General features: G+C 73.5%; 24 protein-coding genes, 1 tRNA gene and 1 pseudogene. 10 read left to right on the top strand and 16 right to left on the bottom strand.

Annotation, left to right across the window (positions count from 1 at the left end):
• The 5 genes from ACZ404_RS28910 to ACZ404_RS28890 all read left to right on the top strand — a co-directional run bounded on the left by ACZ404_RS28910 (nt 1) and on the right by ACZ404_RS28890 (nt 5,453).
• Nucleotides 1-1,176, top strand: a complete 1,176-nt coding sequence (locus ACZ404_RS28910) for an amidohydrolase family protein (protein ID WP_468444859.1) — start codon at nt 1-3, stop codon at nt 1,174-1,176.
• Nucleotides 1,177-1,192: 16 nt separating this feature from the next.
• A complete protein-coding gene (locus ACZ404_RS28905; RefSeq protein ID WP_468445068.1) occupies nt 1,193-1,720 on the top strand; it encodes an NUDIX hydrolase family protein in 528 nt (175 codons plus the stop codon).
• Nucleotides 1,721-1,903: 183 nt separating this feature from the next.
• On the top strand, nt 1,904-2,698 hold the full coding sequence (locus ACZ404_RS28900) for a COG4705 family protein (RefSeq protein WP_468444857.1): 795 nt from the start codon (nt 1,904-1,906) through the stop codon (nt 2,696-2,698).
• Between the two features lie 269 nt (nt 2,699-2,967).
• Nucleotides 2,968-4,299 carry a PP2C family protein-serine/threonine phosphatase gene (locus ACZ404_RS28895; RefSeq protein WP_468444856.1) on the top strand — a complete coding sequence of 444 codons (1,332 nt, stop codon included), beginning with the start codon at nt 2,968-2,970 and terminating at the stop codon, nt 4,297-4,299.
• 95 nt (nt 4,300-4,394) lie between these two features.
• Nucleotides 4,395-5,453, top strand: coding sequence for an MASE1 domain-containing protein (locus ACZ404_RS28890; protein WP_468444854.1), 1,059 nt, complete (start codon nt 4,395-4,397; stop codon nt 5,451-5,453).
• Nucleotides 5,454-5,481: 28 nt separating this feature from the next.
• Here ACZ404_RS28890 and ACZ404_RS28885 read toward each other — a convergent pair.
• Nucleotides 5,482-5,558: transfer RNA gene (locus ACZ404_RS28885), tRNA-Pro, on the bottom strand.
• Between the two features lie 126 nt (nt 5,559-5,684).
• On the opposite strand from ACZ404_RS28885, the gene ACZ404_RS28880 reads away from it, so the two are divergent.
• Both ACZ404_RS28880 and ACZ404_RS28875 read left to right on the top strand, forming a co-directional pair.
• Nucleotides 5,685-6,395, top strand: coding sequence for a transketolase (locus ACZ404_RS28880; RefSeq protein ID WP_468444852.1), 711 nt, complete (start codon nt 5,685-5,687; stop codon nt 6,393-6,395).
• 39 nt (nt 6,396-6,434) lie between these two features.
• Entirely contained in the window at nt 6,435-7,352 is a 918-nt protein-coding gene (locus tag ACZ404_RS28875; protein WP_468444850.1) for a transketolase family protein, read from the top strand.
• Nucleotides 7,353-7,370: 18 nt separating this feature from the next.
• Here the strand turns inward: ACZ404_RS28875 and ACZ404_RS28870 are convergent, their stop codons facing one another.
• The 12 genes from ACZ404_RS28870 to ACZ404_RS28815 all read right to left on the bottom strand — a co-directional run bounded on the left by ACZ404_RS28870 (nt 7,371) and on the right by ACZ404_RS28815 (nt 17,832).
• Nucleotides 7,371-7,730: an MmcQ/YjbR family DNA-binding protein gene (locus tag ACZ404_RS28870; protein ID WP_468444848.1), complete on the bottom strand. Its 360-nt coding sequence runs from the start codon at nt 7,728-7,730 to the stop codon at nt 7,371-7,373.
• A gap of 30 nt (nt 7,731-7,760) precedes the next feature.
• Nucleotides 7,761-8,291 (bottom strand): GNAT family N-acetyltransferase, encoded by a 531-nt coding sequence (locus tag ACZ404_RS28865; protein ID WP_468444846.1) that lies wholly within the window; start codon nt 8,289-8,291, stop codon nt 7,761-7,763.
• On the bottom strand, nt 8,288-8,860 hold the full coding sequence (locus tag ACZ404_RS28860; RefSeq protein ID WP_468444844.1) for a helix-turn-helix domain-containing protein: 573 nt from the start codon (nt 8,858-8,860) through the stop codon (nt 8,288-8,290). The genes ACZ404_RS28865 and ACZ404_RS28860 overlap by 4 nt, the downstream gene beginning before the upstream one ends.
• Before the next feature lie 46 nt (nt 8,861-8,906).
• A complete protein-coding gene (locus tag ACZ404_RS28855; RefSeq protein ID WP_468444842.1) occupies nt 8,907-9,809 on the bottom strand; it encodes a LysR family transcriptional regulator in 903 nt (300 codons plus the stop codon).
• Between the two features lie 31 nt (nt 9,810-9,840).
• Nucleotides 9,841-11,040, bottom strand: a complete 1,200-nt coding sequence (locus tag ACZ404_RS28850; RefSeq protein WP_468444841.1) for a glycine C-acetyltransferase — start codon at nt 11,038-11,040, stop codon at nt 9,841-9,843.
• Between the two features lie 35 nt (nt 11,041-11,075).
• The gene (tdh, locus tag ACZ404_RS28845; protein WP_468444839.1) at nt 11,076-12,104 is read right to left on the bottom strand and encodes an L-threonine 3-dehydrogenase; all 1,029 of its coding nucleotides are present in this window, start codon (nt 12,102-12,104) and stop codon (nt 11,076-11,078) included.
• A gap of 178 nt (nt 12,105-12,282) precedes the next feature.
• Nucleotides 12,283-12,858, bottom strand: coding sequence for a GAF domain-containing protein (locus ACZ404_RS28840; protein ID WP_468444837.1), 576 nt, complete (start codon nt 12,856-12,858; stop codon nt 12,283-12,285).
• A 61-nt stretch (nt 12,859-12,919) separates the two neighbouring features.
• On the bottom strand, nt 12,920-13,519 hold the full coding sequence (locus ACZ404_RS28835; RefSeq protein WP_468444835.1) for a GTP-binding protein: 600 nt from the start codon (nt 13,517-13,519) through the stop codon (nt 12,920-12,922).
• Nucleotides 13,497-13,868, bottom strand: coding sequence for a DUF742 domain-containing protein (locus tag ACZ404_RS28830; protein ID WP_468444833.1), 372 nt, complete (start codon nt 13,866-13,868; stop codon nt 13,497-13,499). Before ACZ404_RS28830 ends, ACZ404_RS28835 begins: the two co-directional genes overlap by 23 nt.
• A gap of 2 nt (nt 13,869-13,870) precedes the next feature.
• Nucleotides 13,871-14,305 carry a roadblock/LC7 domain-containing protein gene (locus ACZ404_RS28825; RefSeq protein ID WP_468444832.1) on the bottom strand — a complete coding sequence of 145 codons (435 nt, stop codon included), beginning with the start codon at nt 14,303-14,305 and terminating at the stop codon, nt 13,871-13,873.
• 104 nt (nt 14,306-14,409) lie between these two features.
• Nucleotides 14,410-16,695, bottom strand: coding sequence for a sensor histidine kinase (locus ACZ404_RS28820; protein ID WP_468444830.1), 2,286 nt, complete (start codon nt 16,693-16,695; stop codon nt 14,410-14,412).
• Between the two features lie 273 nt (nt 16,696-16,968).
• Nucleotides 16,969-17,832, bottom strand: coding sequence for a UbiA family prenyltransferase (locus ACZ404_RS28815; protein ID WP_468444828.1), 864 nt, complete (start codon nt 17,830-17,832; stop codon nt 16,969-16,971).
• Nucleotides 17,833-17,878: 46 nt separating this feature from the next.
• Here ACZ404_RS28815 and ACZ404_RS28810 point away from each other — a divergent pair, with 46 nt between their 5' ends.
• From ACZ404_RS28810 to ACZ404_RS28800, 3 genes are read left to right on the top strand one after another with little or no spacing between them, the layout of a single operon-like run.
• Nucleotides 17,879-19,015, top strand: coding sequence for a type III polyketide synthase (locus tag ACZ404_RS28810; RefSeq protein WP_468444826.1), 1,137 nt, complete (start codon nt 17,879-17,881; stop codon nt 19,013-19,015).
• 9 nt (nt 19,016-19,024) lie between these two features.
• Nucleotides 19,025-19,540, top strand: a complete 516-nt coding sequence (locus tag ACZ404_RS28805; protein WP_468444824.1) for an isoprenylcysteine carboxyl methyltransferase family protein — start codon at nt 19,025-19,027, stop codon at nt 19,538-19,540.
• Nucleotides 19,537-20,568, top strand: a complete 1,032-nt coding sequence (locus ACZ404_RS28800) for an NAD(P)/FAD-dependent oxidoreductase (protein ID WP_468444822.1) — start codon at nt 19,537-19,539, stop codon at nt 20,566-20,568. Before ACZ404_RS28805 ends, ACZ404_RS28800 begins: the two co-directional genes overlap by 4 nt.
• A 319-nt stretch (nt 20,569-20,887) precedes the next feature.
• Here the strand turns inward: ACZ404_RS28800 and ACZ404_RS28795 are convergent.
• The 3 genes and pseudogenes from ACZ404_RS28795 to ACZ404_RS28785 form a co-directional block, all read right to left on the bottom strand.
• A pseudogene (locus tag ACZ404_RS28795) lies at nt 20,888-21,580 on the bottom strand (polysaccharide deacetylase family protein); the annotation flags it as partial.
• Entirely contained in the window at nt 21,577-22,248 is a 672-nt protein-coding gene (locus tag ACZ404_RS28790) for a glycoside hydrolase family 11 protein (protein WP_468444820.1), read from the bottom strand. The pseudogene ACZ404_RS28795 and the gene ACZ404_RS28790, both read right to left, overlap by 4 nt.
• A 242-nt stretch (nt 22,249-22,490) precedes the next feature.
• A complete protein-coding gene (locus tag ACZ404_RS28785; RefSeq protein ID WP_468444818.1) occupies nt 22,491-25,658 on the bottom strand; it encodes an amidohydrolase family protein in 3,168 nt (1,055 codons plus the stop codon).
• Between the last annotated feature and the right edge of the window lie 89 nt (nt 25,659-25,747).

The following is a 25,747-nucleotide window of genomic DNA, read 5'->3' as shown; positions in this document are numbered from 1 at the left end:
ATGCCGGCCCCCGGTCCGGTCCACGAGGCCCTCGACGCGCTCCCGCTGGTGGACCACCACTGCCACGGCGCGGTGACGGCCGACCTCTCCCCCGCCACTCTCGCGTCCCTGATCACCGAGGGCGAGGCCTGGCCCGGCGTGTCGCCCTTCGACAGCCCGGCCGGCGTGGCCGTACGCCGGCACTGCGCGCCCCTGCTGGACCTGCCCCGGCACGCGGCCCCCGAGGACTATGCCGCCCGCCGCTCGGCGCTGGGCTGGCGGGAGGTCAACCGGCGTTTCCTCAGGGCCGCCGGTGCCGAGACCTTCCTGGTGGACACCGGTTACGCCCCGCATCCCATCACCTCCCCGGCGGCCCTCGCCGAGGCCTCGGGCGCCGTCGCCCACGAGGTCGTACGGCTGGAGCGGATCGCGGAGGAGGTGGCCGCGCGGGGTGTCGAGGCCGGCGAGTACGCGGCCGTGTTCCGGACGGCCGCCGAGGAGGCGGTGCGACGGCCGGGCGTCGTGGCGGTGAAGTCGGTGGCCGCCTACCGCACCGGTTTCGCCCTGGACCCGGCGCGCCCGGCGGACGCCGAGGTCACCGAGGCGGCCCGGCGCTGGCTCGCGCGGGGCGGCCGGCTGGCCGACCCGGTGCTGGTCCGGCACCTGCTGTGGACGGCCGTCGATCTGGGACTGCCGCTGCAGTTGCACACCGGCTTCGGTGACGCCGACCTGCGGCTGCACCACGCCGACCCCGCGCTGCTGACCGACTGGCTGCGCCGTACGGCCGGGACGGTCCCGGTGCTGCTGCTGCACTGCTGGCCCTACCACCGCCAGGCCGCGTACCTGGCCGCGGTGTTCGAGCAGGTGTACCTGGACGTCGGCCTCGCCCTGCACCACACCGGACCGGCCCGGTGCCGGGCGGTGCTGGAGGAGGCACTGGAGATCACGCCGTTCCGCAAACTGCTGTACAGCTCCGACGCCTATGGTGTGGCCGAGTTCCACCACCTGGGCGCGCTGTGCTTCCGGCGGGGCCTCGCCGGTCTGCTGCAGGACCGGGTGGACGCCGACGAGCTGAGCCTGCCCGACGCCCTGCGCATCGCGGCCTGGACGGGCCGTGACAACGCCCGCCGACTGTACGGACTGCCCGTATCCGAAACGGCCCGTGACCGGAGCGGGCGCCCCACCCGGAAAGTATGATCAAGCAATGTCTGACATGACCGAAACCACGCCCGGCTGGCTGACCACGGACGAGCTGGAAATGGCCAGGGCCCGGATGCCGATCCTGTACGTCGAGGCCGTGCCCGTGCGCGTGGACGACAGCGGCGAAGTCACGAGCATCGGGCTGCTGCTGCGCATCGGCCCGGACGGCACGGTCAGCCGGACGCTGGTCTCCGGCCGCGTGCTGCACCACGAGCGGGTCCGCGACGCCCTGCTGCGCCACCTGGAGAAGGACCTCGGCCCGGTCGCGCTGCCCCGGGTGCCTGCCTCGCTGCAGCCGTTCACGGTCGCGGAGTACTTCCCGACGGCCGGCATCACGCCGTACCACGACCCGCGCCAGCACGCGGTGTCCCTCGCCTACGTCGTCCCGGTGACCGGCGATTGCCGGCCCCGGCAGGACGCGCTGGACCTGGTGTGGTTCAGCCCGCAGGAGGCGGCTTCGGCGGCCGTGCAGAGCGAGATGCCGGGCGGCCACGGGGCGCTGCTGAAGCAGGCCCTCGCGCACGTGGGGGTCGTGGCCTGACCCCGGCGCCGCTCCGACCGGCCTGTCTATCAGGCCGGTCGGAGCGGTGACCAGGGCTTCTCGCCCCGCGTTCAGGTTGCGGTCAGGCTCGCACGGGCCCCGGGCAACAGCTGCACCAGAAGCCCCAAAACAATGGCAAAGGGGTCTGGGACCAGGGCAGTTGATCATGCGAGGGTGCGGGCCATGAGCACAGAGCACGTCCTCGGCCGACGGCCCCTCGGCCACGCGCGCGTCCGGCTGCGCGAGAGCGCGAACAAGGTGCCCGAGGTCACCGTCTACTTCTGGATCGTCAAGGTCCTCACCACCGGGATGGGCGAGACCGCCTCCGACTTCCTGGCGCACCTGCTCGGCCCCGTCCCCGCGGTCGGCCTCGGCGGTCTGGCCCTCGCGGCCTCGCTCGTGCTCCAGTTCGCCGTCCGCCGGTACGTGGCCTGGGTCTACTGGACGGCGGTCGTCATGGTCAGCGTGTTCGGCACGATGGCGGCCGACGTCCTGCACGTGGGGCTCGGCGTGCCCTACACCCTCTCGACGCCCGTCTTCCTGATCGCCCTGGCCGCCGTCTTCGCCCTCTGGTACGCCAGTGAGCGGACCCTGTCGATCCACGGCATCCGCACCCGCCGCCGCGAGGTCTTCTACTGGGCGGCCGTCCTCGCCACCTTCGCGCTCGGCACCGCCGCGGGCGACCTCACGGCGAGCATCGGCCTGGGGTATCTCGGCTCGGTCGTCCTGTTCGCCGTCGCGATCTGCGTGCCGGCGCTCGCGCACCGGTCGGGCACGCTCGGCGCGGTGACCGCGTTCTGGGCGGCGTACGTCATCACCCGCCCGCTCGGCGCCTCGATCGCCGACTGGATGGCGGTCGCGCCGCACCGGGGCGGTCTCGGTCTGGGCCTCGGCCCGGTGACGCTGTCCTGGACGGCGGCCATCCTGGGCCTGGTCGGCCACCTCGCGGTGTCCCGGCGGGACGTCAGCGGCGTCTGAGTCGGCGGAACCGGCCGCCGGTGCAAGAATCGGAGGCGACGCAACGACAGGGATGCCGTCCGGGGCTACCGCAGAGTGGTCCGGTGGCGCCGTGCGGCGTGGCGGCCGGGCCGTTCTGTGACCGGCCCGCCGGGCCGCGCCGGGTCTCGAACCGATCGGGGTCGTGTCAGGAGGCCGCACATGCACCGCACCCCCGAGAGGCTCTCCGCGCGTGTCCGCCGCGACCGACGGGCGGATCCGACCCGAAACCGGGTCGTCCGGGGCGCGTGATGAGCGAGAAGGAGGGCAGGCAGCCGAGGCAGCCGCCCCTTCCCGACCTCCAGGCGCGCCTGCGGTCCGAGCTGGGCCGGATCGACGAGCAGGTGGCCGGTCTGCTGTCCTCCATGGACCGGCTGCAGGGCCTGCTGGACGCGGTGGTGGCCATCAGCCGCGAGGTCGAGCTGCCTGCGGTGCTGCAGCGCATCGTGACCACCGCGATGGACCTGGTCGGCGCGCGCTACGGCGCGCTGGGCGTGCTCGGCGAGTCCGGGAAGTGCCTGGAGCAGTTCATCCCGGCCGGCCTGTCCGAGCAGGAGCGCGAGGCCCTGTCGGAGACCGGCCTGCCGCGGGGTCTGGGCGTCCTCGGCCACCTGATCCGCTACCCCGAGCCGCTGCGGGTCGACGACATCCCGGGCCATCCGGCCTCCGCCGGGTTCCCGGCAGGCCATCCGCGGATGCGCACGCTGCTCGGCGTCGCCATCAGCGTGCGCGGGGAGATCTACGGCGATCTGTACCTCTCGGAGCGGCTCGACGGCCGGCCGTTCGACGCGCACGACGAGAACGTGGTCGTCGCGCTGGCCAGCGCCGCCGGTATCGCGATCGAGAACGTGCGGCTGTTCGAGCGGATCCGGGTCGGGGCCGAGCAGTTCCAGCGGCTGCTGCTGCCCACGCTGCCCGACCTGAGCCCGTTCACCGCGGCCGCCATCTACCGGCCCGCCGCCGAGCCGAGTCAGCTCGGCGGGGACTGGTACGACGCCATTCCGCTGCCCGACGGTGTCGTGGCCGTCGTCATCGGCGATGTCGTCGGCCACGATCTGCGGGCGGCCGCCGCCATGGCCGCCACCCGCAACATGCTGCGCGCCCTGCTCTTCGACCAGAGCAGTCCGCCGGGCGCGGTCCTCACGCAGCTCGACCGGACGCTGGAGAGCGTCACCGACCATCCGGTCACGACCGCCACCCTGGCCCGCATCGAACCGGACGGTCCCGGCTGGCGGCTGCACTGGAGCAGCGCCGGCCATGTCCCGCCCCTGCTGATCACCCGCGAGCGCCGGGTGGCGTACCTGCTGGCCGAGCCCGGGCTGCCGCTCGGCGTCGACACCGCCCCACCCCGCCCCAACCACTCCCGCCCGCTGCCTCCGGACGCCACGGTGGTCTTCTTCACCGACGGCCTGGTCGAACACCCCGACCGGCCCATCGACCGCAGCCTGGAGCAACTGGCCCACCTCGCCGCGACCTACGCCGGCCTCTCCCTCCCGGACTTCGTCCACGCCCTCGCCGACACCCATCCCAGCGACGGCCACGACGACATGGCCATCCTGGCGCTGCGGACTCCACCGGGGTGACGCCCGCAGGTCGGGGCGGCGGGTGGTGGCGTGGTGGATCCGGGGGTGCGGGCGGATGATGGTCTTCGGCGCGATGTCGACACGGAGGTCGTCCGATGGCTGTCGCGCGGTATGACCGGCTTCGGCGTGGCGGTGTGGTCGTCCTCGAGATCTGTGCCATCGCCGCGCTGTACTACGGCTCGGGCAGGGCAGGACTGCTCCAGCAGCTCGTGCGCGGCCAGGTCACCCCGCTGTGGCCGCCGAGCGGGATCGCGGTGGCGAGCCTGCTGCTGCGCGGCCCGCGGGTCTGGCCGGGCGTCGCACTGGGCGCGTTCCTGATCAATTTCTCGCTGGGGCCGTCGGTCGCGGCCGTCCTCGCGATCATGGCCGGGAACACCCTCGCCCCCCTGTGCTCCTACGCCCTGCTCCGCCGGGCCGGCTTCCGCCGGGAGCTGGACCGGCTCCGGGACGTGCTCGCCCTGATCCTCCTCGGCGCCTTCACCGGCATGCTCGTCAGCGCGACCACGGGCACCAGCGCCCTGGTCTTCGCCGGGGGCCTGGGCATCGACGACTTCTGGCCGACCTGGTCGGTCTGGTGGACCGGCGACGCGATGGGCGTCCTGCTGGTCACGCCGGTCCTGCTCGTCCTGCTGCGCTCGGGACGCGTGCCGCGCCAGGCTCTGTCGTCCCGCTGGGCCGAGGGGCTGCTGCTCCTGGCCGCCACGGCCGCCGTCGGTTTCGCGGAGCTCGGCAACGCACCGCTGATCTTCCTCGGCTTCCCGCTGCTGATGTGGGCGGCCTTCCGCTTCCAGCTCGGCGGCGCGGCGCCCTGCGCGCTGGCCGTGTCGGTCTGCGCGATCATCGCCGCCGCCCGCGGGACAGGTCCCTTCACCGGTCACAACCTGCTCACCAGCATGATCACCCTGCAGGCGTTCAACGGCTCCGCCTCGCTGACCGCGCTGCTGCTCTCGGCGGTCGTCAGCGAGCGCAACGAGACGCAGCGGGAGATCGCGGACGCCTGCGGCCAACTCGCCGGCATGGTGGCGAGGATCGCGACCGGCGACCACCAGCCGATGCTTCCGCGTCCGGACACCGAACGGGACAGCTCGGCGGGGACACCCCCACCGCACGAACCCCTGCACGGGCCACGACAAAGGCCGTCTCCTCGTCCGTGAGAAGACGGCCTCCGACCGGCAGAAAAGCTGGTCGGGACGACAGGATTTGAACCTGCGACCCCTTGACCCCCAGTCAAGTGCGCTACCAAGCTGCGCCACGTCCCGGTGCCGTTTGACCTGGGGTTTCCCCGGTCGAAACGCGCAGGGAAACCATACCGCACTCGGGTCGGTGATCGCGCACGCCTTTTCCCTGTTGACCTCAAGCTTGGTTGAGGTTGCAAGCTCGTCGGTATGACGATCACTGCGAACGACACCACCTCCGCCTACGGCTACGCCGACCTCCCCGGGCTGATGGGGATGATGACCGGCGACGAGAAGCACGGCCCGGCGGCCACCTCCACGCTCGACGTGCTCTGGGTGCTCTACGACCAGGTGCTGCGGGTGACGCCGGAACGGATGCGGGACCCCGCGCGGGACCGGTTCCTGCTGAGCAAGGGGCACGGGCCCATGGCGTACTACGCGGTGCTCGCGGCGAAGGGCTTCCTGCCGGTCGAGTGGCTGCCGGAGTTCGGCTCGTACGACTCTCCGCTCGGACACCACCCCGACCGGGTCCTGGTGCCGGGGGCCGAGATCGGCAGCGGCTCGCTCGGGCACGGGCTGCCGATCGCCGTGGGCACCGCACTCGGGCTGCGGGCACAGGGGCTGCACGAGCCGGCCGTGTGGGTGCTGACCGGGGACGCCGAACTGGACGAGGGCAGCAACCACGAGGCGATCGCCTTCGCCGGTCCCGCCGGGCTGGAGCGGCTGCACACCGTCGTGATCGACAACTCCTCGGCCAGTCACGCCCGACCCGGTGGCATCGCCGCCCGGTTCGGGGCCGCCGGATGGTCGGCGGTGACCGTCGACGGACGCGACCACGAGGCCCTGTACGCCGCGTTCACCGCTCCGCATCCGGGCCGCCCCCATGTCGTGGTCGCCCGCGTCGAGCCGAAGAACGCCTGACTCTCCCCCACCCACACGCTCTTTGGAAGGGCACCTTTCATGGACACCATGCGTGACCGGTTCGCTCCCGTCGTCTCCCGGCTGCTGGACGAGGATCCGCGGATCGCGGTCGTCCTCGCCGAGATCGGCCGGGCCGGCTTCACCGAGGCGGAACGGCGCCACCCGGACCGCGTGATCAACGTCGGCATCCGCGAGCAGTTGCTGGTCGGGGCGGCCGCGGGGCTCGCGCTGACCGGGCTGCGGCCCGTCGTGCACACCTTCGCCAGCTTCCTCGTGGAACGGCCCTTCGAGCAGGTCAAGCTGGACCTCGGGCACCAGGACACGGGGGCGGTGCTGGTCAGTGCGGCGGCCTCCTTCGACTGGCCGGCCGGTGGCTACACCCACATGGCGCCCGCCGACGTGGCGCTGCTCGACACCCTGGACGGCTGGACCGTGCATGTGCCCGGGCATCCCGACGAGGCCGAGACGCTGCTGCGGCACGCGGTGGCCGCCGGGGACGACAAGGTGTACGTCCGGCTCTCCGTGCAGGCCAACGGGCAGGGCCGGACCGTCGACGGGGAGCACTTCCTGACCGTGCGCGAGGGGCGCTCCGGTGTGGTCGTCGCGGTCGGTCCGATGCTGGACGCGGTGCTCGCCGCCACGGAGGGGCTGGACCTGACCGTGCTGTACGCCACGACGGTACGGCCCTTCGACACGGCCGCACTCCGCCGGGCCACCGGGGCGTCGGGCACCGACGTGGTGCTCGTCGAGCCGTACCTGGAGGGCACCTCGACGCGCGCCGTCGCCGAAGCCCTGACCGACGTCCCGCACCGCGTCCTCGCCCTCGGGGTCCCCCGCCGCGAGCTGCGCCGCTACGGCACGATCGAGGAGCACGTGTCCGCCCACGGCCTGGACGCGGGAGCCCTGCGGGAGCGGATCGCGGCGTTCACGGGCGTGGGACCGTCCGCACGCGCGTGACCGCAGTCGCCGGGGCGGTCAGTGCCCGCCCGGCGCGCCCAGATCCGGGTGGGCCTCGACGAGGCGGGGCGGGGCGGCCTGGCGCCAGGAGTCGGTGAGGATGTCGCGCAGCTCCACCTCGTCCTCCAGCGCGGAGAGTCTCGCTCTCACCCAGGCGAACTGGGCCTCGTGGTCGGCGACCCAGAACTTGCCGGGCTCGGCCAGCACCAGTTCCGCGCGCTCCTCCTTCGGACAGCGCACGGCGATGGACGTCTCGTCCTCCGGGAGCGTGGCGAACATCTTCCCGGCCACCCGGAACGTCGGCATGCTCCAGGCGATCTTCTCCGTGGTGTCCGGCAGGGACAGGGCGATACGGCGTACGTCGTCTGCGTTCGGCATGCCACGCACCGTAGCCCGTGCCACTGACAGTCACCCCGGGAGAAGGCCCACCCGCTTGTAGTAGAGGGTCGTGGGGCGCAGGGCGCCGGACGGGTTCGCCGCGTAGTCGGGGATGGTGCCCGCGCGGGTCCAGCCTGCCGAGCGGTAGAGGTGCTCGGCGGGGCTGCCGGTCTCGGTGTCGAGGTGGAGGAGCGTGATGCCGGCGGAGGCGGCGGCCTCCTCGGCGGTGCCGAGGAGCCGGCGGCCGAGGCCCTGGCCGCGGGCGGAGCGGTGCACCATCAGCTTCACGAGTTCGGCGCGGTGCGAACTGTTGGGCTTGTCGGGCAGGTCCAGGCCGACGGTGCCGGTCACCCGGTCCGTGCCGTCCACGGCCACCCACACCGCCACCCGGCCGGCCGCCACCCCCTCGGCCCGCTGCCGCCACCAGGCGGCGGCCTCGGCCCGCCCGAGCGGCGCGAGGAAGCCGACCGAGGCGCCTCCGGCCACGGTGTCGGCCAGCAGGCTTCCCAACTCGTCGCTGCCCGCGCGTACATGGCCGGCGTCCCAGCGCAGCACCCTCACGGCCGCACCACCGCCAGCGCATAGCGCGCCTCGTCGGGCCCGGGGCAGCGGAACCCGGTCGGCCCGAAGACGCGCATCCGCAGACAGTCCCCGGCGTCGAGGTGGTGGGCCGTCTGCCCGATCGTCACCTCCAGCGCGCCCGCCAGGACCCACAGGTGCTGTTCCAGGCCGGGCACGGGCGGGCGGTCGTAGGCGAGGTCGGCGCCCGGGGTGAGCCTGCCCTCGACCAGTTCGCCGCGCAGGCCCGCGTGCGGCGGGGAGACGGAGCGCCGTACGAAGCCGGAGGCGCGGTCCTGCCACACCTGCTGCTCGGCCGCCCGGACCAGCGCGGCCGGCTCGGCCTCGACCTCGCTGAGGAGCTGGGACATGGTGCGCCCGTAGACGTGGCACAGCCGGTTGAGCACGGCCGCGGTGGCGCTGGTCTCGGCGCGCTCGGCGCGGGACAGGGTGGACCGGCTGACCCCGCTGCGCTCGGCCAGTTCGCCCAGGGACCAGCCGTGCTGGGCCCGCAGTTCGGCGAGCCGGGCGCCGATGCGGGCGTCGACGGGGTCGGATTCCTCGTTTCTCATATCCGGGACGCTATCCCTGAGATGAGACGGGCAGGTTACGGAAGCCTCACGCCCGCCCCGCCCAGGCCAGGGCCTCCAGCACCGGGCGGATCAGCGGATGTCCCTCGGCTCCGCGTCGCACGGCCGCGAAGACCCGGCGGGTCGGGGCCACGCCGTCGACGGGCCGGACGACCACGCCCGTGAGGTCCATGCCGCGCAGGGCCGAACGCGGCACGAGAGCCACGCCGGCGTCGGCCGAGGCCAGCGCGACCACCGCCCGGAAGTCGTCGGAGGAGTGTTCGAGGCGGGGCTGGAACCCGGCGCTCTCGCAGGCCAGCACGACCACGTCGTGGCAGGGGTTGCCCGGGTACGGACTGATCCACGGGTCCTTGGCCAGCTCCGCCAGCGGCACCTCGGAGGCGTCGGCGAGGCGGTGGCCGACCGGGACGACCGCGTCGAAGGGCTCGGCGTAGAGCGGGACGTGGGTGAGCCGGGGGTCGTCCGCGGGCGGCGCCCCCCGGTACTCGACGGCCACCGCCACGTCCACCTGCCGGTCCAGCACCATCGGCAGGCTGGCGTCGCCCTCGGCGTCCTGCACGCGGATGCGGATGCCGGGCGCGCAGTCGGCGAGCCGCGCCACGGCCGGGGCCACGACCTGGGCGATGCCGGTCGCGAAGGCGGCCACGGTGACCGTGCCGGCCTCCCCCGAGCCGTAGGCGGCCAGCTCCGCCTCGGCCCGCTCGAGCTGGGCGAGGACCGCGTTGGTGTGGCTGAGCAGGATCTCGCCGGCCGGGGTGAGCCGCACGCCCTTGGCACCGCGTTCGACCAGGCGGTGGCCGGTCTCCTGCTCCAGGGCCGTCAGCTGCTGGGAGACGGCGGAGGGGGTGAGATAGAGCGCGGCGGCTGCCGCCGTCACCGTGCGGTGGTCGGCCACCGCACGGAGGATGTGGAGCCGCCGTGCCTCGATCATGGGGTCAATTATCGCAAGCTGTCCGCGCTGGTCAGGCCTGAAGTTCCGCGCGGGCGGCGACGAACGCGGCCACGGCGCGGTCGACGTCCTCGGTGGAGTGCGCGGCGGAGAGCTGGACCCGGATGCGGGCCTGGTTCTGCGGGACGACCGGGTAGGAGAAGCCGATGACGTACACGCCCCGCTGCAGCAGGAGTTCGGCCATCCGGCCGGCCTTCGCCGCGTCCCCGATCATGACCGGGGCGATGGCGTGGTCGCCGGGGAGGATGTCGAAGCCCTCCTCGGTCATCCGGCGGCGGAACAGCGCGGTGTTCTCGGCGAGGCGGACGCGCAGGTCGTCGGCCGACTCCAGCAGGTCGAGGACCTTCAGGGAGGCGGCGGCGATCACCGGGGCGAGGGTGTTGGAGAACAGGTACGGGCGGGAGCGCTGGCGCAGCAGGGCGACGATCTCGGCGCGGGCGGCGACGTAGCCGCCGGAGGCGCCGCCGAGCGCCTTGCCGAGGGTGCCGGTGACGATGTCGACGCGGTCCATCACGCCGTGCAGCTCGGGGGTGCCGCGGCCGGAGGGGCCGACGAATCCGACGGCGTGCGAGTCGTCGACCATGACCATCGCGTCGTAGCGGTCGGCGAGGTCGCAGATCTCGCGCAGGGGTGCCACATAGCCGTCCATCGAGAAGACGCCGTCGGTGACGATCAGCTTCCGGCGCGCGCCGCCCTCGTCCGCCTCCTTCAGCTGCCGCTCCAGGTCCGCCATGTCGCGGTTGGCGTAGCGGAAGCGGCGGGCCTTGGACAGACGGATGCCGTCGATGATGGAGGCGTGGTTGAGGGCGTCGGAGATCACCGCGTCCTCGGCGTCGAGCAGCGTCTCGAAGACACCGCCGTTGGCGTCGAAGCAGGAGGAGTACAGGATCGTGTCCTCCTGCCCGAGGAAGGCGGACAGGCGGGCCTCCAGCTCCTTGTGCACCTCCTGGGTGCCGCAGATGAAGCGGACGGAGGCCATGCCGTAGCCCCAGCGGTCCAGGGCCCGGTGGGCGGCGGCGATCACCTCGGGGTGGTCGGCGAGGCCGAGGTAGTTGTTGGCGCAGAAGTTGAGGACCTCGCCGGGGCGGCCGCCGGCGGTGACCTCGACGGTCGCGGACTGCGGGGTGCCGATGACCCGCTCGGGCTTGTGCAGCCCGGCGGCGCGGATCTCGTCGAGGGTGGCGCGCAGGTCGTCGCGGACGGAGTCGAACATGAGGGGGCTCCTGAAGGTGCTGGCGGAGGAGGGGGTCACACGGTCCAGTCGAGGATGATCTTGCCGCCGGTGCCGCTCGCCGCGTCGGCGAAGGCCGCCTCGAAGTCGCGGAAGCCGTAGCGGCCGGTGATCACGGGGGCGAGGTCCAGGCCGCCCTCCAGCAGCACCGACATCGCGTACCAGGTCTCGAACATCTCGCGGCCGTAGATGCCCTTGATGGTGATCATCGAGGTGACGACGCGGGCCCAGTCGACCGGGAACTCCTGGGCGGGCAGGCCCAGCATGGCGATCCGGCCGCCGTGCGTCATGTTGGCGATCATGTCCTGCATGGCCTCGGGGCGCCCGGACATCTCCAGACCGATGTCGAAGCCCTCGCGCAGCCCCAGTCGCCGCTGTCCGTCGCCGATCGTGGTCTCGGCGACGTTCAGCGCGAGGGTCACGCCGATCTTGCGGGCGAGGTCCAGGCGCTCCTCGCTGACGTCGGTGATGACGACGTTGCGGGCGCCCGCGTGCCGGGCCACGGCGGCGGCCATCAGGCCGATCGGGCCGGCGCCGGTGATCAGCACGTCCTCGCCGACCAGCGGGAAGGACAGCGCGGTGTGCACGGCGTTGCCGAACGGATCGAAGATCGCGGCGACGTCGAGGTCGACGGGGACGCGGTGCACCCAGACGTTGGAGGCGGGCAGCGCGACGTACTCGGCGAAGGCGCCGTCCCGGCCGACCCCGAGCCCGACGGTGGCCCGGCACAGATGGCGGCGGCCGGCCAGGCAGTTGCGGCACTTCCCGCACACCAGGTGGCCCTCGCCGCTGACCCGGTCGCCGACCCGGATGTCGCTGACGTCGCGGCCGGTTTCGACGACCTGTCCGACGAACTCGTGCCCGAGCACGAGCGGAGTGCGGATGGCCTGCTGCGCCCAGCCGTCCCAGGCCCGGATGTGCAGGTCGGTGCCGCAGATACCGGTCCGCATGACCTTGATCAGCACGTCACCGGGACCGATGACGGGCTCCGGGACGTCCGCGAGCCAGAGCCCGGGCTCCGCCTTCTCCTTGACCAGCGCCTTCAACGCTACGACTCCTGTGGGTGAGGTCCCGGCCGCGGGCACACGCAAGCAGCCCGCACCGGGTCAGAGTGGTGGAATCACCCTGCAATCTGCCGTACGCGCGCCCGGTGGTCCATCGAGCTTTTCTTAACCGCCGCCTCAGCTTTCCTTCACGCCCCGTGCCCGCCCGGGCCGGCCCGTGTCAGAGGGGCAGACCGTCGTCCGCGCTCCGTTCGATGCGTACGGCGAGGTCGGCGGCGAGTGCCTTCATGGTCTCCAGGCCGGACTTCCCCCAGGACCGCGGCGCCACGTCGGCCACGCACACGGTGCCCAGCACCATCCCTGAGCTGTCGATGAGCGGGGCGCCCAGATAGGAGCGGATGCCGTAGTCGTCGACGACCGGGTTGCCGGCGAACCTCGGGTAGTCGCGGACGTCCTCCAGGGCCAGTGCCTTGCGGCGGACCACCACATGGGGGCAGAAGCCGTGGTCGCGCGGGAGGACCCGGCCGACCTCGCGCCTGCTGCCGTCGTCCCGCACCACCGGCGCGACCGCCGGGGCGCGCAGGCCGGCGAAGAACTGGTGGTCCTGGCCGATGAAGTTGACCATGGCGTACAGGGCGCCGGTGAGCTGGGCGAGGTGGTCCGCGAAGGCGTCGAGGCCGGGCTCGGGCCGCTCGCCGAGGCCGAGCCGGCGCAGCCTCTGGATGCGGGCGGGGGCCTCCTTGTCCTCGGGGGTGAGCAGCAGACCCCGGACGGGACGTGGCGGCTCGTAGCTCATGGCCGGGCTCCGTCGCTGTGGGCGTACCTCATATACGGGCTCCGTGGCAGGTAGGGCGGGATCACATGTGGGCGCCGTGGCTCGGCGCGGGCGCCGGGGCGTGGGCGATGAGGTGGCGGACGAGGGTGAGCAGGGTCTGCACGCCGGAGCTGGAGATCCGGGCGTCGCAGCAGACGACCGGGATGCCCGGGTCGAGGTCGAGCGCGATGCGCACCTCCTCGGGGTCGTAGCGGTAACCGCCGTCGAACTCGTTGATGGCGACGATGAAGGCGAGGCCGCGCTCCTCGAAGAAGTCCACCGCCGCGAAGCACTCCTCGAGGCGGCGGGTGTCGGCGAGGATGACCGCGCCGAGCGCGCCTTCCGACAGCTCGTCCCACATGAACCAGAACCGCTCCTGTCCCGGCGTGCCGAACAGGTACAGGACGTGCTGCGGATCGAGGGTGATCCGGCCGAAGTCCATGGCGACCGTCGTCTCGACCTTGTTCTCGATGCCGTCGAGACTGTCCGTGGCCGCGCTGACCGTGGTGAGCAGTTCCTCGGTGCTGAGCGGGGCGATCTCGCTGACCGCTCCCACGAAGGTCGTCTTGCCGACCCCGAATCCGCCCGCCACCAGGATCTTCAGCGCGGTGGGGAACGGGTCAGAGCTGTCGTCGTAGTCCATCGAGCACTGCCTCCAGCAGAGACCGGTCAGTGGGGTTGTGGTGGAAGGCGGGGGGCTTGGTGGTCAGCACCCCGCAGTCGACGAGGTCCGAGAGCAACACCTTGGTCACCACCGCGGGCAGTTTGAGGTGCGCGGCGACCTCGGCCACCGAGACCGGCGCCCGGCACAGGTCGAGTGCCTGGGCGTGCTCGGGGCCGAGGTAGCCGAGCGGGGTGACACCGGTGGCCATCACCTGCGACATCAGGTCGAGGGCGATGCTCGGCTTGGTGCGGCCGTTGCTGACCGTGAAGGGACGCACCAGCCGCCCGGCCGCGTCGTCGAGCCAGGGCCCGTCGCCGGCTGCGGTCACGCTCAAGGCCTCATCGCCGTGGGTTCGACGGCGTGCTGCCGGGGCGCGGTCACCAGGTAGGGGCGGACGCTCTTGACCAGCATCGCCATCTCGTAGCCGAGCACGGCGGCGTCGGCCTCGCGGCCGGCGAGCACGGCGAGGCAGGTGCCGGAGCCGGCGGTGGTGACGAAGAGCAGCGTCGAGTCGAGTTCGACGACGACCTGGCGGACTTCGCCGCCCTCGCCGAACCGGATGCCCGCGCTGCGGCCGAGGGAGTACAGGCCGGAGGCCAGGGCCGCCATGTGGTCGGCACTGTCGGCGTCGAGGCCGTGCACGGACTTCACCAGTCCGTCGCAGGACAGGAGCACCGCGCTGGTGGTGTGCGGTACGCGCTGCACGAGGCCGCTCAGCAGCCAGTCGAGGTCGGAGGCGTGGGCGGTCGGCGCATCGCTCGCCATGGTGGATCGACTCCTTGGGGTACGAAGGTCTGGAGGAGCGCTGGGGGTTCGGTCGGGGGTGGGGGTCGGACAGGGCGTGAGGGTGGGCGCGTGGCCCGGTACGGTCATCCGGCCGGTCTGCTCCCGTCGGACCGGCCGGTGCCCTCGGGCACGGGCGCGTGGAGGTGCTGGTGCGGCAGGGGCGCGGGAAGCAGGGGGGCCGCGTCCCCGGGGTGCGGGGCCGGCCGGCTCGCGTACGTGGGGTCGGGTGCGGCCTGTTCCAGGCTCTGCTGGGCCTCGGCGAGACCGATCCCGCGCTGGAAGGCGGCCATGAGGCCGGGGTCGTGGCCGACGACGGTGTCGCCGTCCTGGCGGGGTGCGGGGCCGCCGCGCAGTTGCGGGACGATGTGCTCCTGGGCACGGCGGCGGGGCAGTTGGGGCTTGCCCATGGTGCCGCGCACGGCCCCGGCGGCACGGGGCACGGGCGCGGTGCCGGCGTGGGCCTCGACGACGCGCCGGTGCTCGGGGCTGACACCGGGCACGGCATCGGCGGGATTGGGCCGTTGCCCATGCGCTCCCCGCACGGGCAACGGCGGCGGAGCCCCTCCACCGGCCGCGCCCCCTCGCGGCGGGACATCCCCACCGGACCGCCCCGCCGCGTCTCCGCTCGACGCACCCGACGCGTTTCCGCTTGCCAGGCCCGACGCGACCCTGCGCAACAGGCCCGCCGCGTCCCGGCTCGGCACATCCGATGCGTCCCCGCCCACCGCTCCCGGGGTGTCTCCGCCCGGCACACCGGACGCGTCCCGGCCCGGCAGGCCAGACGCACCGCCGGCGGACACGCCCGACACGTTCCCGTGCCGCACACCGGCCGTGCCTGCGCCCGGACCCGACAGGCCGGTGCCCGGCACGCCCGATGCCTCCCGGCTCCGCACACCGGATGCGTCCCCGCCCGGCAGGCTCGACGTACCACTGCCTGGCACGCCCGACGGCTCTCGGGCCGACTCGCCCGACGCACTTGCGTCCGGCAGGTCCGACGCGCGCCCGTCCGGCGCTCCCTGTGCATGTCGGTGGCGGCTGGACGGGGCGGGCTGTGGGGAGTGGGCGGCGGTGGGTGCGGCGCCGGTTCGGCCGGTCGGGTTCGGGGTTCCGCCGCCCCCCGCCGCGTCCCGGGGCTGCGGTACGGCTGCCCCGGGGACGCCCGGTGCGGGGCCCAGCAGGGCCTGGGGCACTACGAGTACGGCCTGCACGCCGCCGTAGATATTGGTCTGCAGGCGCACGGTGATGCCGTGCCGGCGGGCGAGTTGGGAGACGACGTAGAGGCCGATGCGGCCGTCGGCCAGGAGGCTCGCGACATTGACCTGGTCGGGGTCGGCGAGGAGGGCGTTCATCCTGGTCTGTTCGCCGACCGGCATGCCCAGTCCACGGTCCTCGACCTCCACCGCGAGCCCGGAGGTGACGAGGTTGGCGCGCAGCAGCACCTGGGTGTGCGGGGCGGAGAACACCGTGGCGTTCTCGACCAGTTCGGCGAGCAGATGGATGACGTCGGCGACGGCGTGGCCGCGCAGCTCCCCGTCGACCGGCGGCACCAGTTTCACCCGGGAGTACTGCTCGACCTCGGCGATCGCCGAGCGCAGCACCTCGGTCATGGACACCGGATTGCTCCACTGCCGACGGGAGACGGCGCCGCCGAGCACGGCGAGGTTCTCGGCGTGCCGCCGGATCCGGGTGGCCAGATGGTCGACGTGGAAGAGGCCCTTCAGCAGGTCGGGGTCCTCGATCTCGTTCTCCAGGTCGTCGAGGATCGAGATCTCCCGGTGCACCAGGGACTGAAGCCGCCGCGCGAGGTTGACGAAGACCTCGAGCTTCTGTTCGCTGCCCGCCTGGCTGGAGAGCTGGGCTGCCTGCACGACGGCGGTGACGGCGCCGTCGTGCGCGCGGGCCAGGTCGGCGGCGAGCAGTTCGAAGTCGTCGGCGTCCACGGGCGGCCGGCGGCGCTGCCCGCGCTGCGGCGGGGCCTCGCCCTGGCGCAGCGCCTCGACGAGGGCGCGCAGCTCTGCCTCGCCCCGGGCGGCGCTGCGGCGCAGGGCGTCGACGCGGTCACCGACCGAACGGGCGGCCCGGTCCGCGGCGACGGCCGCGATCAGGATGCCCGCGGTGGTCACCGCGACCGCTCCGCCGAGCACCGCCCACAGGGTGGGACCGGTGCGGGCGCCGGCGGTGCGGATGCTGAACAGCAGGGCCGCGCTGGCGCTGAGGGCGACGGCGACGGGCGGCAGCACGGCGAGCCGCATGAGCTGGGGCCGTATGTGCGTCTCGGGCAGTGCGGGAGCGGGTCGGGCGACCGGTCGCCCGTGCCGGCCGCCCTCCCGGCGGTCGGCGCGGGCGGCCGGTGCACGGAGGTGAGACATCTGCGTCCTCGTACTGGTCCTCGGGACTGGTTCGTCGCGCGTGCGCGCTGCGGGCATGCGCCCTCGCTCGCCGGCCGAGAAGGCCTGTTCGAGGCCCTGCGTCGCCCGGCGGACACTCACAGTAGTCGCCTGTGCATCATGTGCGGTGGGCAGTTGACAAAGTCACCCGGGCAGCGTCCCGCTCTGGTATGAAGCCTCGTACGACAGACCGACAACCGCGACGGACGGCGGGGCGGTAGACCGCGGCGGGGCGGCCGTGGCCCCCAGCCCGGGTCACACCATGTCCGAGCCCCGCAGCAGCAGTTGGGTCACCGCGATGCCCGCCACGACGATGGCCGCCCGGAACGGCCACCGGCTGCGCGGGTCCAGGGGCAGGGCCGTACCCGCGACCGCCACGGCCCCGGCCGCCCCCACCGGCGCCCAGGCAGCGAGCCCCACCGCGCCGGGCGGGCCCGTGACGAGCACCGCGACGGCCGCCAGCATCACGAGCGGTGCCAGCCACCGGCAGGTTCCGCGGCCGAGCCGTTGCGGCAGTCCGCGCACGCCGGCCGCGAGGTCGTCCTCGATGTCCGGCAATACGTTGACCAGGTGCGCCCCCACCCCGAGGAGCGCCCCGGCCGTCACCGCCCACCAGGCGGGCCGGACCGGTGCGGGCAGACCGAGGGTGACGAAGGCCGGCAGCGAGCCGAAGCCCAGGGCGTAGGGCAGCGGCGAGAGCACGGTGCGCTTGAGCGCCAGGTTGTACGTCCAGCCTCCGGCCACCACGCCCGCGAGGTGCGTGAACCCCGCGGCGGGGCCGCTCAGCAGGGACAGCGGCACGGACAGCGCGAGGGCGGTCCCGGCCGCGACGGCCACGGTCCGGGGCGGGAGTTCTCCGGTGGCCACGGGTTTGTCGCGGCGCCCGCTCACCGTGTCGCGCCGGGCGTCGACGGCGTCGTTGCACCAGCCCACCGAGAGCTGGCCGGCGAGCACGGCGGCGGCCACCGTGGCGCAGCCGACCGCGCCGCGGCCCGCCGCCGCGGCCAGCGCGGTCACGAACACCGTCACGGCGAGCGCCGGCTCCGGGTGGCAGGCGCGCAGCAGCGCCGGGAGGCGGTGTGCCGCCGGCCGGAGGGTGTCGGGCGGGTGGAGGGACACAAGGGGACGTTAATCGGATGTCGGGGATGAGGAAGGCATTACCGACATGCGTGTCCCTGTGATCATCGATGCCGCTCCCGCCCCGGCCGCCGCGCCGTGCGAGCCCGTGCGGCCCGCCGTGGCGACCACGATCGCCGCGGTCCGCACGGCGCTGCCCGCGCACCGCTACGCCCAGGAGGAGCTGACGGAGGCGATCGGCGATCTGTGCCTGGCGCCGGGGGCCGACCGCGCCGTGCTGCGCCGCCTGCACGCGTCGGCCGGTGTGCGGTCGCGCCATCTGGCCCTGCCGATCGAGCGGTACGCCGGTCTGGGCGACTTCGGGCGGAGCAACGACGCGTGGATGGCCGCCGGGCTGGAGCTGGGCGCGGAGGCGCTCACCGGTGCGCTGCGGGCGGCGGGGCTGGTCCCGGCCGACGTCGATCTGCTGGTGTGCACCTCCATCACCGGCATCGCCGCGCCGTCCCTCGACGCCCGGCTGGCCGGGCGGCTGGGGCTGCGGCCCGACGTCAAGCGGTTGCCGGTGTTCGGCCTGGGCTGCGTGGCGGGCGCGGCCGGGCTCGCCCGGGTGCACGACTACCTGTGCGGGCATCCCGACGACACCGCCGTGCTGCTCACCGTCGAGCTGTGCTCGCTGACGCTGCAGCGGCGCGACGACTCGCGGGCGAACCTCGTCGCCGGCGCCCTGTTCGGGGACGGCGCGGCGGCGCTCGTCGCCCGGGGCAGCGGCCGCGCGGGGCCGCGGGCGGCCGGGCCCACGGTGATCGCCACCCGCAGCCGCCTGTATCCGGACACCGAGCGGCTGCTGGGCTGGGACATCGGCGCGAGCGGGTTCCGCGTCGTCATCGACGCGGGCGTCCCGGGGGTCGTGCGCGACCACTTCGGCCGCCATCTGCGGGCCTTCCTGGCCGAGTACGGGCTGACCACCGACGACATCGGCACCTGGGTGTGCCATCCGGGTGGTCCCAGGGTGCTGTCCGCCGTGGGCGACGCCCTCGGCCTGCCCGCCGGCGCCCTCGACGCCGCCCGGCAGTCGCTGGCCACGGTCGGGAACATGTCCTCCGCCTCGGTTCTGCACATCCTGCAGAGCATCTGGGAGTCGCACCGGCCCGAGCCCGGCACCTGGGGGCTGGTCCTGGCGATGGGCCCCGGGTTCTGTTCCGAACTCGTCCTGCTGCGCTGGTGAGGGGTCGTCATGCCGTGGTACACCCTGCTCGTCCTGGCGGTCGCCGCCGAACGCGTCGTCGAACTCGTCGTGGCCCGGCGCAACGCGGCCTGGACCCGCGCCCGCGCCGGTGTGGAACACGGCCGCGGTCACTACCCGGTGATGGTGGTGCTGCACACGGGTCTGCTGGTGTGCTGCCTGCTCGAACCGGTGCTGGCCCGGCGGCCGTTCCTGCCCGCGCTGGGCTGGCCCATGCTGGCGCTGGTCGCGCTCGCGCAGGCGCTGCGCTGGTGGTGCGTCACCACCCTCGGGCCGTACTGGAACACGCGGGTCATCGTCGTGCCCGGGGCACGCCTGGTCGGCGCCGGACCGTACCGGTTCCTGCGCCATCCCAACTACGTCGCCGTCGTCGTGGAGATCGCCGCGCTGCCGCTGGTGCACTCGGCGCGGCTGACCGCGGCGGCGTTCACCGTGGCCAACGCGCTGCTGCTCGTGGTCCGCATCAGGTGCGAGAACGCGGCGCTGGGTGCGGCGGTGCCCGCGTGAGCGGCGGCCATGACCTGGTGATCGCCGGCGGCGGTCCGGCCGGGCTGGCGACCGCGCTGCACGCCGTCCGCGCCGGCCTGGACGTCGTGGTGGCGGAGCCGCGTCCGGCGCCGGTCGACAAGGCGTGCGGCGAGGGCCTGATGCCCGGCGCCGTCCGGGCCCTGGGCGCGCTCGGGGTCGAGGTGCCCGGCCGGCCGATCACCGGCATCCGGTACGTCCAAGGGCCGCGCCGCGTGCAGGCGGCGTTCCGGCACGGCCCCGGCCTCGGGGCGCGCCGCACCGGCCTGCACGGCGCCCTGCACCGGGCGGTGCTCGACGCGGGTGTGCCGGTGCTGCCGGTGCGCGTGACGGAGGTACGGCAGGACGCCACCGGGGTGACCCTGCCGGGGACCGGCCTGCGCGCCAGGTGGCTGGTCGCCGCCGACGGACTGCACTCACCGGTGCGCCGTGCGCTCGGCCTGGAGGTCAGAACGGGTGCCCCGCCCCGGTACGGGCTGCGCCGGCACTACGCGGTGCCGCCGTGGTCGTCGTACGTCGAGGTGCACTGGGGGCCGGACGCGGAGGCGTACGTCACGCCGCTCGGGCCCGCGCTCGTCGGGGTGGCGCTGCTGACGGTTCGGCGGGCGCCCTTCGACGCGCAGTTCGGCGGCTTCCCGGAGCTGGCGGCCCGGCTGCCGCCGGAGACGGCCGTGACGGCGGTGCGCGGCGCGGGCCCGCTGCGCCAGGGCTCGCGCGCCCGCCGCCACGGGCGGGTGCTGTTCGTCGGCGACGCCGCGGGGTACATCGACGCGCTGACCGGGGAAGGCGTCTCCCTGGCGCTGGCCGGCGCGCAGGCCCTGGTCCGCAACCTGTGCCGTGGTACGCCCGGCCGCTACGAGGCCGACTGGCACCGCGCGACACGCCGCCACCGGCTCCTCACGGACGCGCTGGTGCGGGCCCGGCAGCGGCCCGCGCTCGCTCCGCACATCATGCCGGCGGCCGCGCGCCTGCCCCGGCTGTTCGACGCTGCGGTGAACGCCCTGGCCTGAGCCGGCCGGAGCCTCCCGGGACCGGCCCCTCCTGCCCCGGGGCCCGGTGCCGAGTGCGCTCCGCGCCCTGCAGCATGCCGGGCGGCCGGTGCCGGGACGTCAGCGTGATCGGTTTCGACGACGCCCCGCGCGCGGGCTTCCTCACACCCGCCCTGAGCACGGTCCGCATGGACACCGGCAGCGCGATGCCGGCGTTCCACGGTGGGCCCCGCCCGTGAAGTGGCCCGTGTTCACGCCCGCGAGCGCTCGATCGTGCGGGCCGTCGCCGGGTCGATTCGGCGCCGGGGCTTTCTCGGCGCCGAATCGGTGGGCCTGTTCAGCCCGTGGGGGCGACGGCGCGGCCCGTCTGCGGGGAGATCATGCCCGCGCACAGGCCGCGGCTCGCCAGGGTCTGGGCGATGCGCGGGATCGCGGCGAGGGTGTTGGCCGGCCACTCGTGCATGAGGACGACCTGGCCGTTGGTCAGCCGGGACACGGCCTGGACGATGGCGTCGGTGCTCGCGCCGTTCCAGTCCTGCGAGTCGACGTCCCAGATGACCTGCGTCAAACCGTACTTGGCGGCCACCGTCCTGACCGTGGCGCTGGTCTCGCCGTACGGCGGACGGAACAGCCGGGGCGTCCCGCCGCCGGCCGCCGTGATCGCCTGCTGGGTGCGGGAGATCTCGGCGTCCGCCTGCGCCTGGCTCAGCTGCGTCAGGTGCGGATGGGTGTAGCTGTGGTTGCCGATCCACATCCCGGCGGCCGCCTCGGCCCGCACCTGGGCGGGATAGGCGGCCGCATACCGGCCCTCGTTGAACATGGTCGCCCGGAGCCCGTGCTGCCCGAGGGCACTGAGCAGGGCCGGGGTGTGGGCGTTGGACGGACCGTCGTCGAAGGTGAGTCCGACGTAGCCGGAGCAGGTGGCCGCGTGCGACGGGGCGGCGGTGACGGTGAGCGCGCCGGCGGCGGCCAGCGCGACGCCCGTGACGGCCGCCGTCAGCGGGCGTGCCGAGAACGGTCGTAAGGCCTTCACGACGTCACCGCGATGCTGGAGTTGCCGCTGCTCTGGTATCCCTCGGTGGCGAGGATCATGTAGTACTTGAAGCTGCCGAGGGTCATCCCGGCGCGGGCCCAGGCGTCGAAGTGGTTGCCGGTGGTGATGGTCCCTCCGGTCCGCTTCGACTGCCGCACGCTCCAGTACTGGTCGAAGGTCCTGACGCCCTCGACGGACGGGGCGTTGTACCGCGTCGTCCGGTAGATGTCGTAGGTACCGCCGTCGCTGGTGACCGTGCCCTTGTACGTGCCCGTGGGCCGGTAGGTGCCCCAGTTGTCGACGATGTAGTACTCGACGAGCGGGTTCGACGTCCAGCCGTAGAGGGACAGGTAGCCGTTGCCGGACGGGTTGAAGCTGCCCGAGTACGTCACGGTCCTCCGCGAGCCGTTGCTCCAGCCCTTGCCGGCGACGAAGTTGCCGGTGTTCCGCCAGCTCGTGCTGTAGGTGCCGCCGGAGCCCAGGGTCATGGAGACGGTGCCCTGGGCGTCGGTCCAGAACGAGTAGTAGTAGCCGTTGTTGGTGCCGGTCTGGTTCGTCGTGATGACGGTGGCCGCGCGGGCGGTGCCGGGCAGGGCCGGCCCGGCCGCTGCGCCCAGCAGCAGGGCGCCTGCGCTCCTGCGGCTCAGTGCGTGATCGAGCGGGTTCACTTGGTGTCGCCTCCTCGATGGCCTGTGCGGGTGTGTCTCGGAGGAGGAGTGTTGGCCTGCCCATGCCACCTGTCAATAGTTTCGGTGATTGTTTCGAAACATTCGGACGCAGTGATCAAGGCCCAGTGGCGCAATTTTTCCAGATGAGGGCGCATGAGTCCGATGACCCGCCTACACCAAATTCAGCACGGTCAGCAGATAGATCGAATTCACTCGATCTTGCTCCGAATGTTTCGAAGACCCTACTGTCCCCCGGCGTGGCAGCAGTGACCGCTCTGCACCAGGTGGGCCACGTCCTGCCAGTTCATGCCGTCCGGTGGCGTGGCCGACCTGCTGCCGGCGAACCCGCGCGTGAGCTCGCTCCGCCGGTACGGAACGCCGTCGCGCAGCACCATGTCGGTGTTGACGAGCGTGGCGAAGTCGGTGAAAGGGTCGCCCCGGACGACCGTGAGATCGGCGATCCTGCCCTCCTGCACGGTGCCGAGATGGGCGTCGAGACCGAACAGCCGTGCCGGGACGGTCGTGGCCAGGTGCAGAGCCTGGGCGGCGGTGAAGCCGTGCTCGTGCAGGGCCCGCAGGGCAAGGTGCAGGGACAGGCCCACCGGGACCAGCGGTGAGTCGGTGCCCAGGGCGAGTACGGCTCCGTGGGCGGCCAGACGCCGGTAGTCGGCCATCTCCCTGGCCAGCGCCTCTCGCTGCTGCTGCGTGGGAGCCGACTTGGCGCGTTCCTGGACGGCGGCGACGTCCCAGGGCGGCATCAGCACCTTCACGCGTGGGTCGTCGGCCAATGCGGGGTCGGCACCGAGGAGGCACTGCGCCGTGAACGGTGTGATGATCATCCGGAAGCTGCCGTCGGCGTACAGTTCGACCAGGTCCTGCCGGATGTGTCCGAGGGGCGTGGTGGCGTGCCCGTGGGGCAGACGTTGGGTGGCCTGCAGATGCGTGGTCAGGTCCTGGCCGGCCGCCCGCCCGGGCGAGCAGAGGTGGCTGCCGCAGGGCACCCCCAGGCGGTGCGCCGTGATGGCGGCCCGTGCCATGACCTCGCCCGGGGCACGGACGTAGGTCTTGACGAAGTCGACGTCCAGTTCGGCCACCCGGTCCAGGGTGCGCGCGACGCCTTCAGGGGTGCGGTGCGCACGACCCATGCTGTAGGCGGTGCGCGAGCCGTCGATGAGTTCGGCGCTCGCCAGTTGCCGAGGACTCGTCATGGCCGCGGCGTCGGCCGACTCGCGCAGCCGCACGGTCTCGTACAGGGGTCCGCCCATGCAGGCGGTCGTGGTGATGCCGTAGGCGAGGTTGGCAAGAGCCTGCCGCGCGCCGTAGGTGGCGGTGTAGGGATGCGTGTGGCTGTCGAAGAGGCCCGGGATCACGGTCTCGGTGGAGGCATCGATGGTGCGGTGGCCCGGCCGGCGTCGCTGATGGCGCTCGACGGCGGTGATCCGGTTGCCCTCGATGAGGATGTCGACGTCGTCGCGGAGGGTGGTTCCGGTGGCGTCCCAGAGTTGCCCGGCATGGATCCGGAGCTTTCCGGGCCGTGCGGTCGGGGTGCGCCGGGCGGTCAGGCCGGTGGGAAGGGTACGGGGACGGCCGGGCTCGGCGTCGTCGAGGGAGAGCAGGCGCATCCGTCCGCAGGACAGGTACAGCAGGGTGCGGCCGTCGCCGGACCAGCTCGGGTGGTCGGCGGGTTCGTCGGTGAGCCGGCGGGCGGGCCCGGCAGGGCTGCCGTCGGCGGTGACGGGCAGCAGCCACAGGGCCGACTCGGCGATCAGGGCCATCCAGCGGCCGTCGGGAGACCAGACGGGCCCGGCGGCGCCCCGGTCGGACAGCGACTGGTGCTCGGCCGGCAGGTGGTGCCGCTCGGTCCCGGTGCGGGTGTCGATGACGCGGATGAGGTGGTAGCCCTCGCGGAACCGGTGGTTGAGCCGGTTGCGGTCGCAGAAGGCGAGATGGCGGCCGTCCGGTGACCAGGTGGCGGCACCCGGAGGTCCGTCGGTGGCCAGCGGCCGGGCCACGATGCGCTCCTGCCCGGTGGCCACGTCGCGCAGCAGCAGGTTTCCGGTGACGTCCTGGCAGGCCAGAGTGGAGCCGTCCGGTGACAGCGCCGGGTACAGGCGACCGGTGCCGGTCATCGCCTCGTCGTCCTTGCCGTCCAGGCCGATCCGGTGCACGGCGGACAGGCCCTCCCGGTCCGTGCAGTACAGCAGGCTGCGCCCGTCCGGTGCCCAGGCGGGCGCCTGCAGATAGTGACCGGGCGCGGCCCGGACCAGCCTGCGGGGTGGGTGTCCGACCGGCATCAGCCACAGGGCGTCGAGGGCCACGAAGGCCACGCTCCGTCCGTCGGGTGACAGAGCGGGCCGATGGATGCCGCGGACCGGGAAGGAGGAATCCGCGTCGAGGTCACGTGCCTTGGGCGTCCAGTCGGGCGCGGGCATCACCGTGCGGGCGGTGAAAGGGATCTCGCGCACGCCGGGCGTGCCGATGGTGCGGACGCGGATACGGCCGTCTGCCACGTACAGCAGACGGTCCTCGTCCAGCCAGCAGGGCGGCGCCGCCGCCAGATCCTCGTCCGCCGTCACGGTCTTCCCGTCGACCACCAGTGCTGCCTCGGCAGCCGGCAGCGACGGCGAGCCGGTGGTTCCGGAGAGCTGCAGGTGGGCGATCCGGCCGCGCGGGGAGACGGAAGGGCACAGCAGCCGGCCTTCCGGCACCGTGCGCAGGACCTCGACGTCACCGCCGGCAACCGGCACGCGCACCAGGGTCAGGCCGCCGTCGTCGCCGCCGTCGGGCCGGTGGGCGGCACGCACGCACACCAGTGAACGGCCGTCCGGCCACCACACCGGGTCGAAGTCGTCGAAGTCCCCGTGGGTCACCTGCCGCATGCGACCACCGGCGGCCATGTCCCGGACCCACAGGCCGTAGGAAGCGCCCGTCACGGCGTCACCGCCACGCTCCGAGGAGAAGGCGAGGGACGCCCCGTCGGGAGACCAGGCAGCACCCCGGTCGTCCCACGGACCGTCCGTGAGCTGCCTCAGCTCGCTGCCGTCCGGCCTCATCACCCACACATGGAAGGAACCGCCCCGGTAGGCGCAGACGGCGACTCGGCCGCCGTCGGGCGACACGGCGGGCCGGGTCGCTTCCAGCGTCCAGTCCGTCAACCGCTCGGCCCGGCCACCGTCTTGGGGGACACGCCACAGGACCCCCTGCACCTCCGCCACGATCAGCCGTCCATCCCGGCTCGCGGCGACCGACCCCCCGGTCATCTCGTGGTAGAGCACCCTCTGCTCCTCGGCCCCGGCACGCAGCACGGGGTTCCCCGTAACGGTGACACCCCGGGTGTGGCGGATCGCGGCCGTGGCTCCAGCGGCGGAGACACCGAGGAACCGACGGCGGTTCAGGAAGCCGGAGTTCATGCCTTTGTCCTCATCGTCCTGCGAAGCGCACGGGGTGCGGCTCGGAGATCGGTGACGGCGGGCGAGCCGGGCGCTGCTTCTGCCCGTGC

The organism is Streptomyces sp. NPDC030798 (assembly GCF_055572275.1).
The sequence above is the reverse complement of the archived record's forward strand: the minus strand, read 5'-3'. Positions and strand labels throughout refer to the sequence as shown.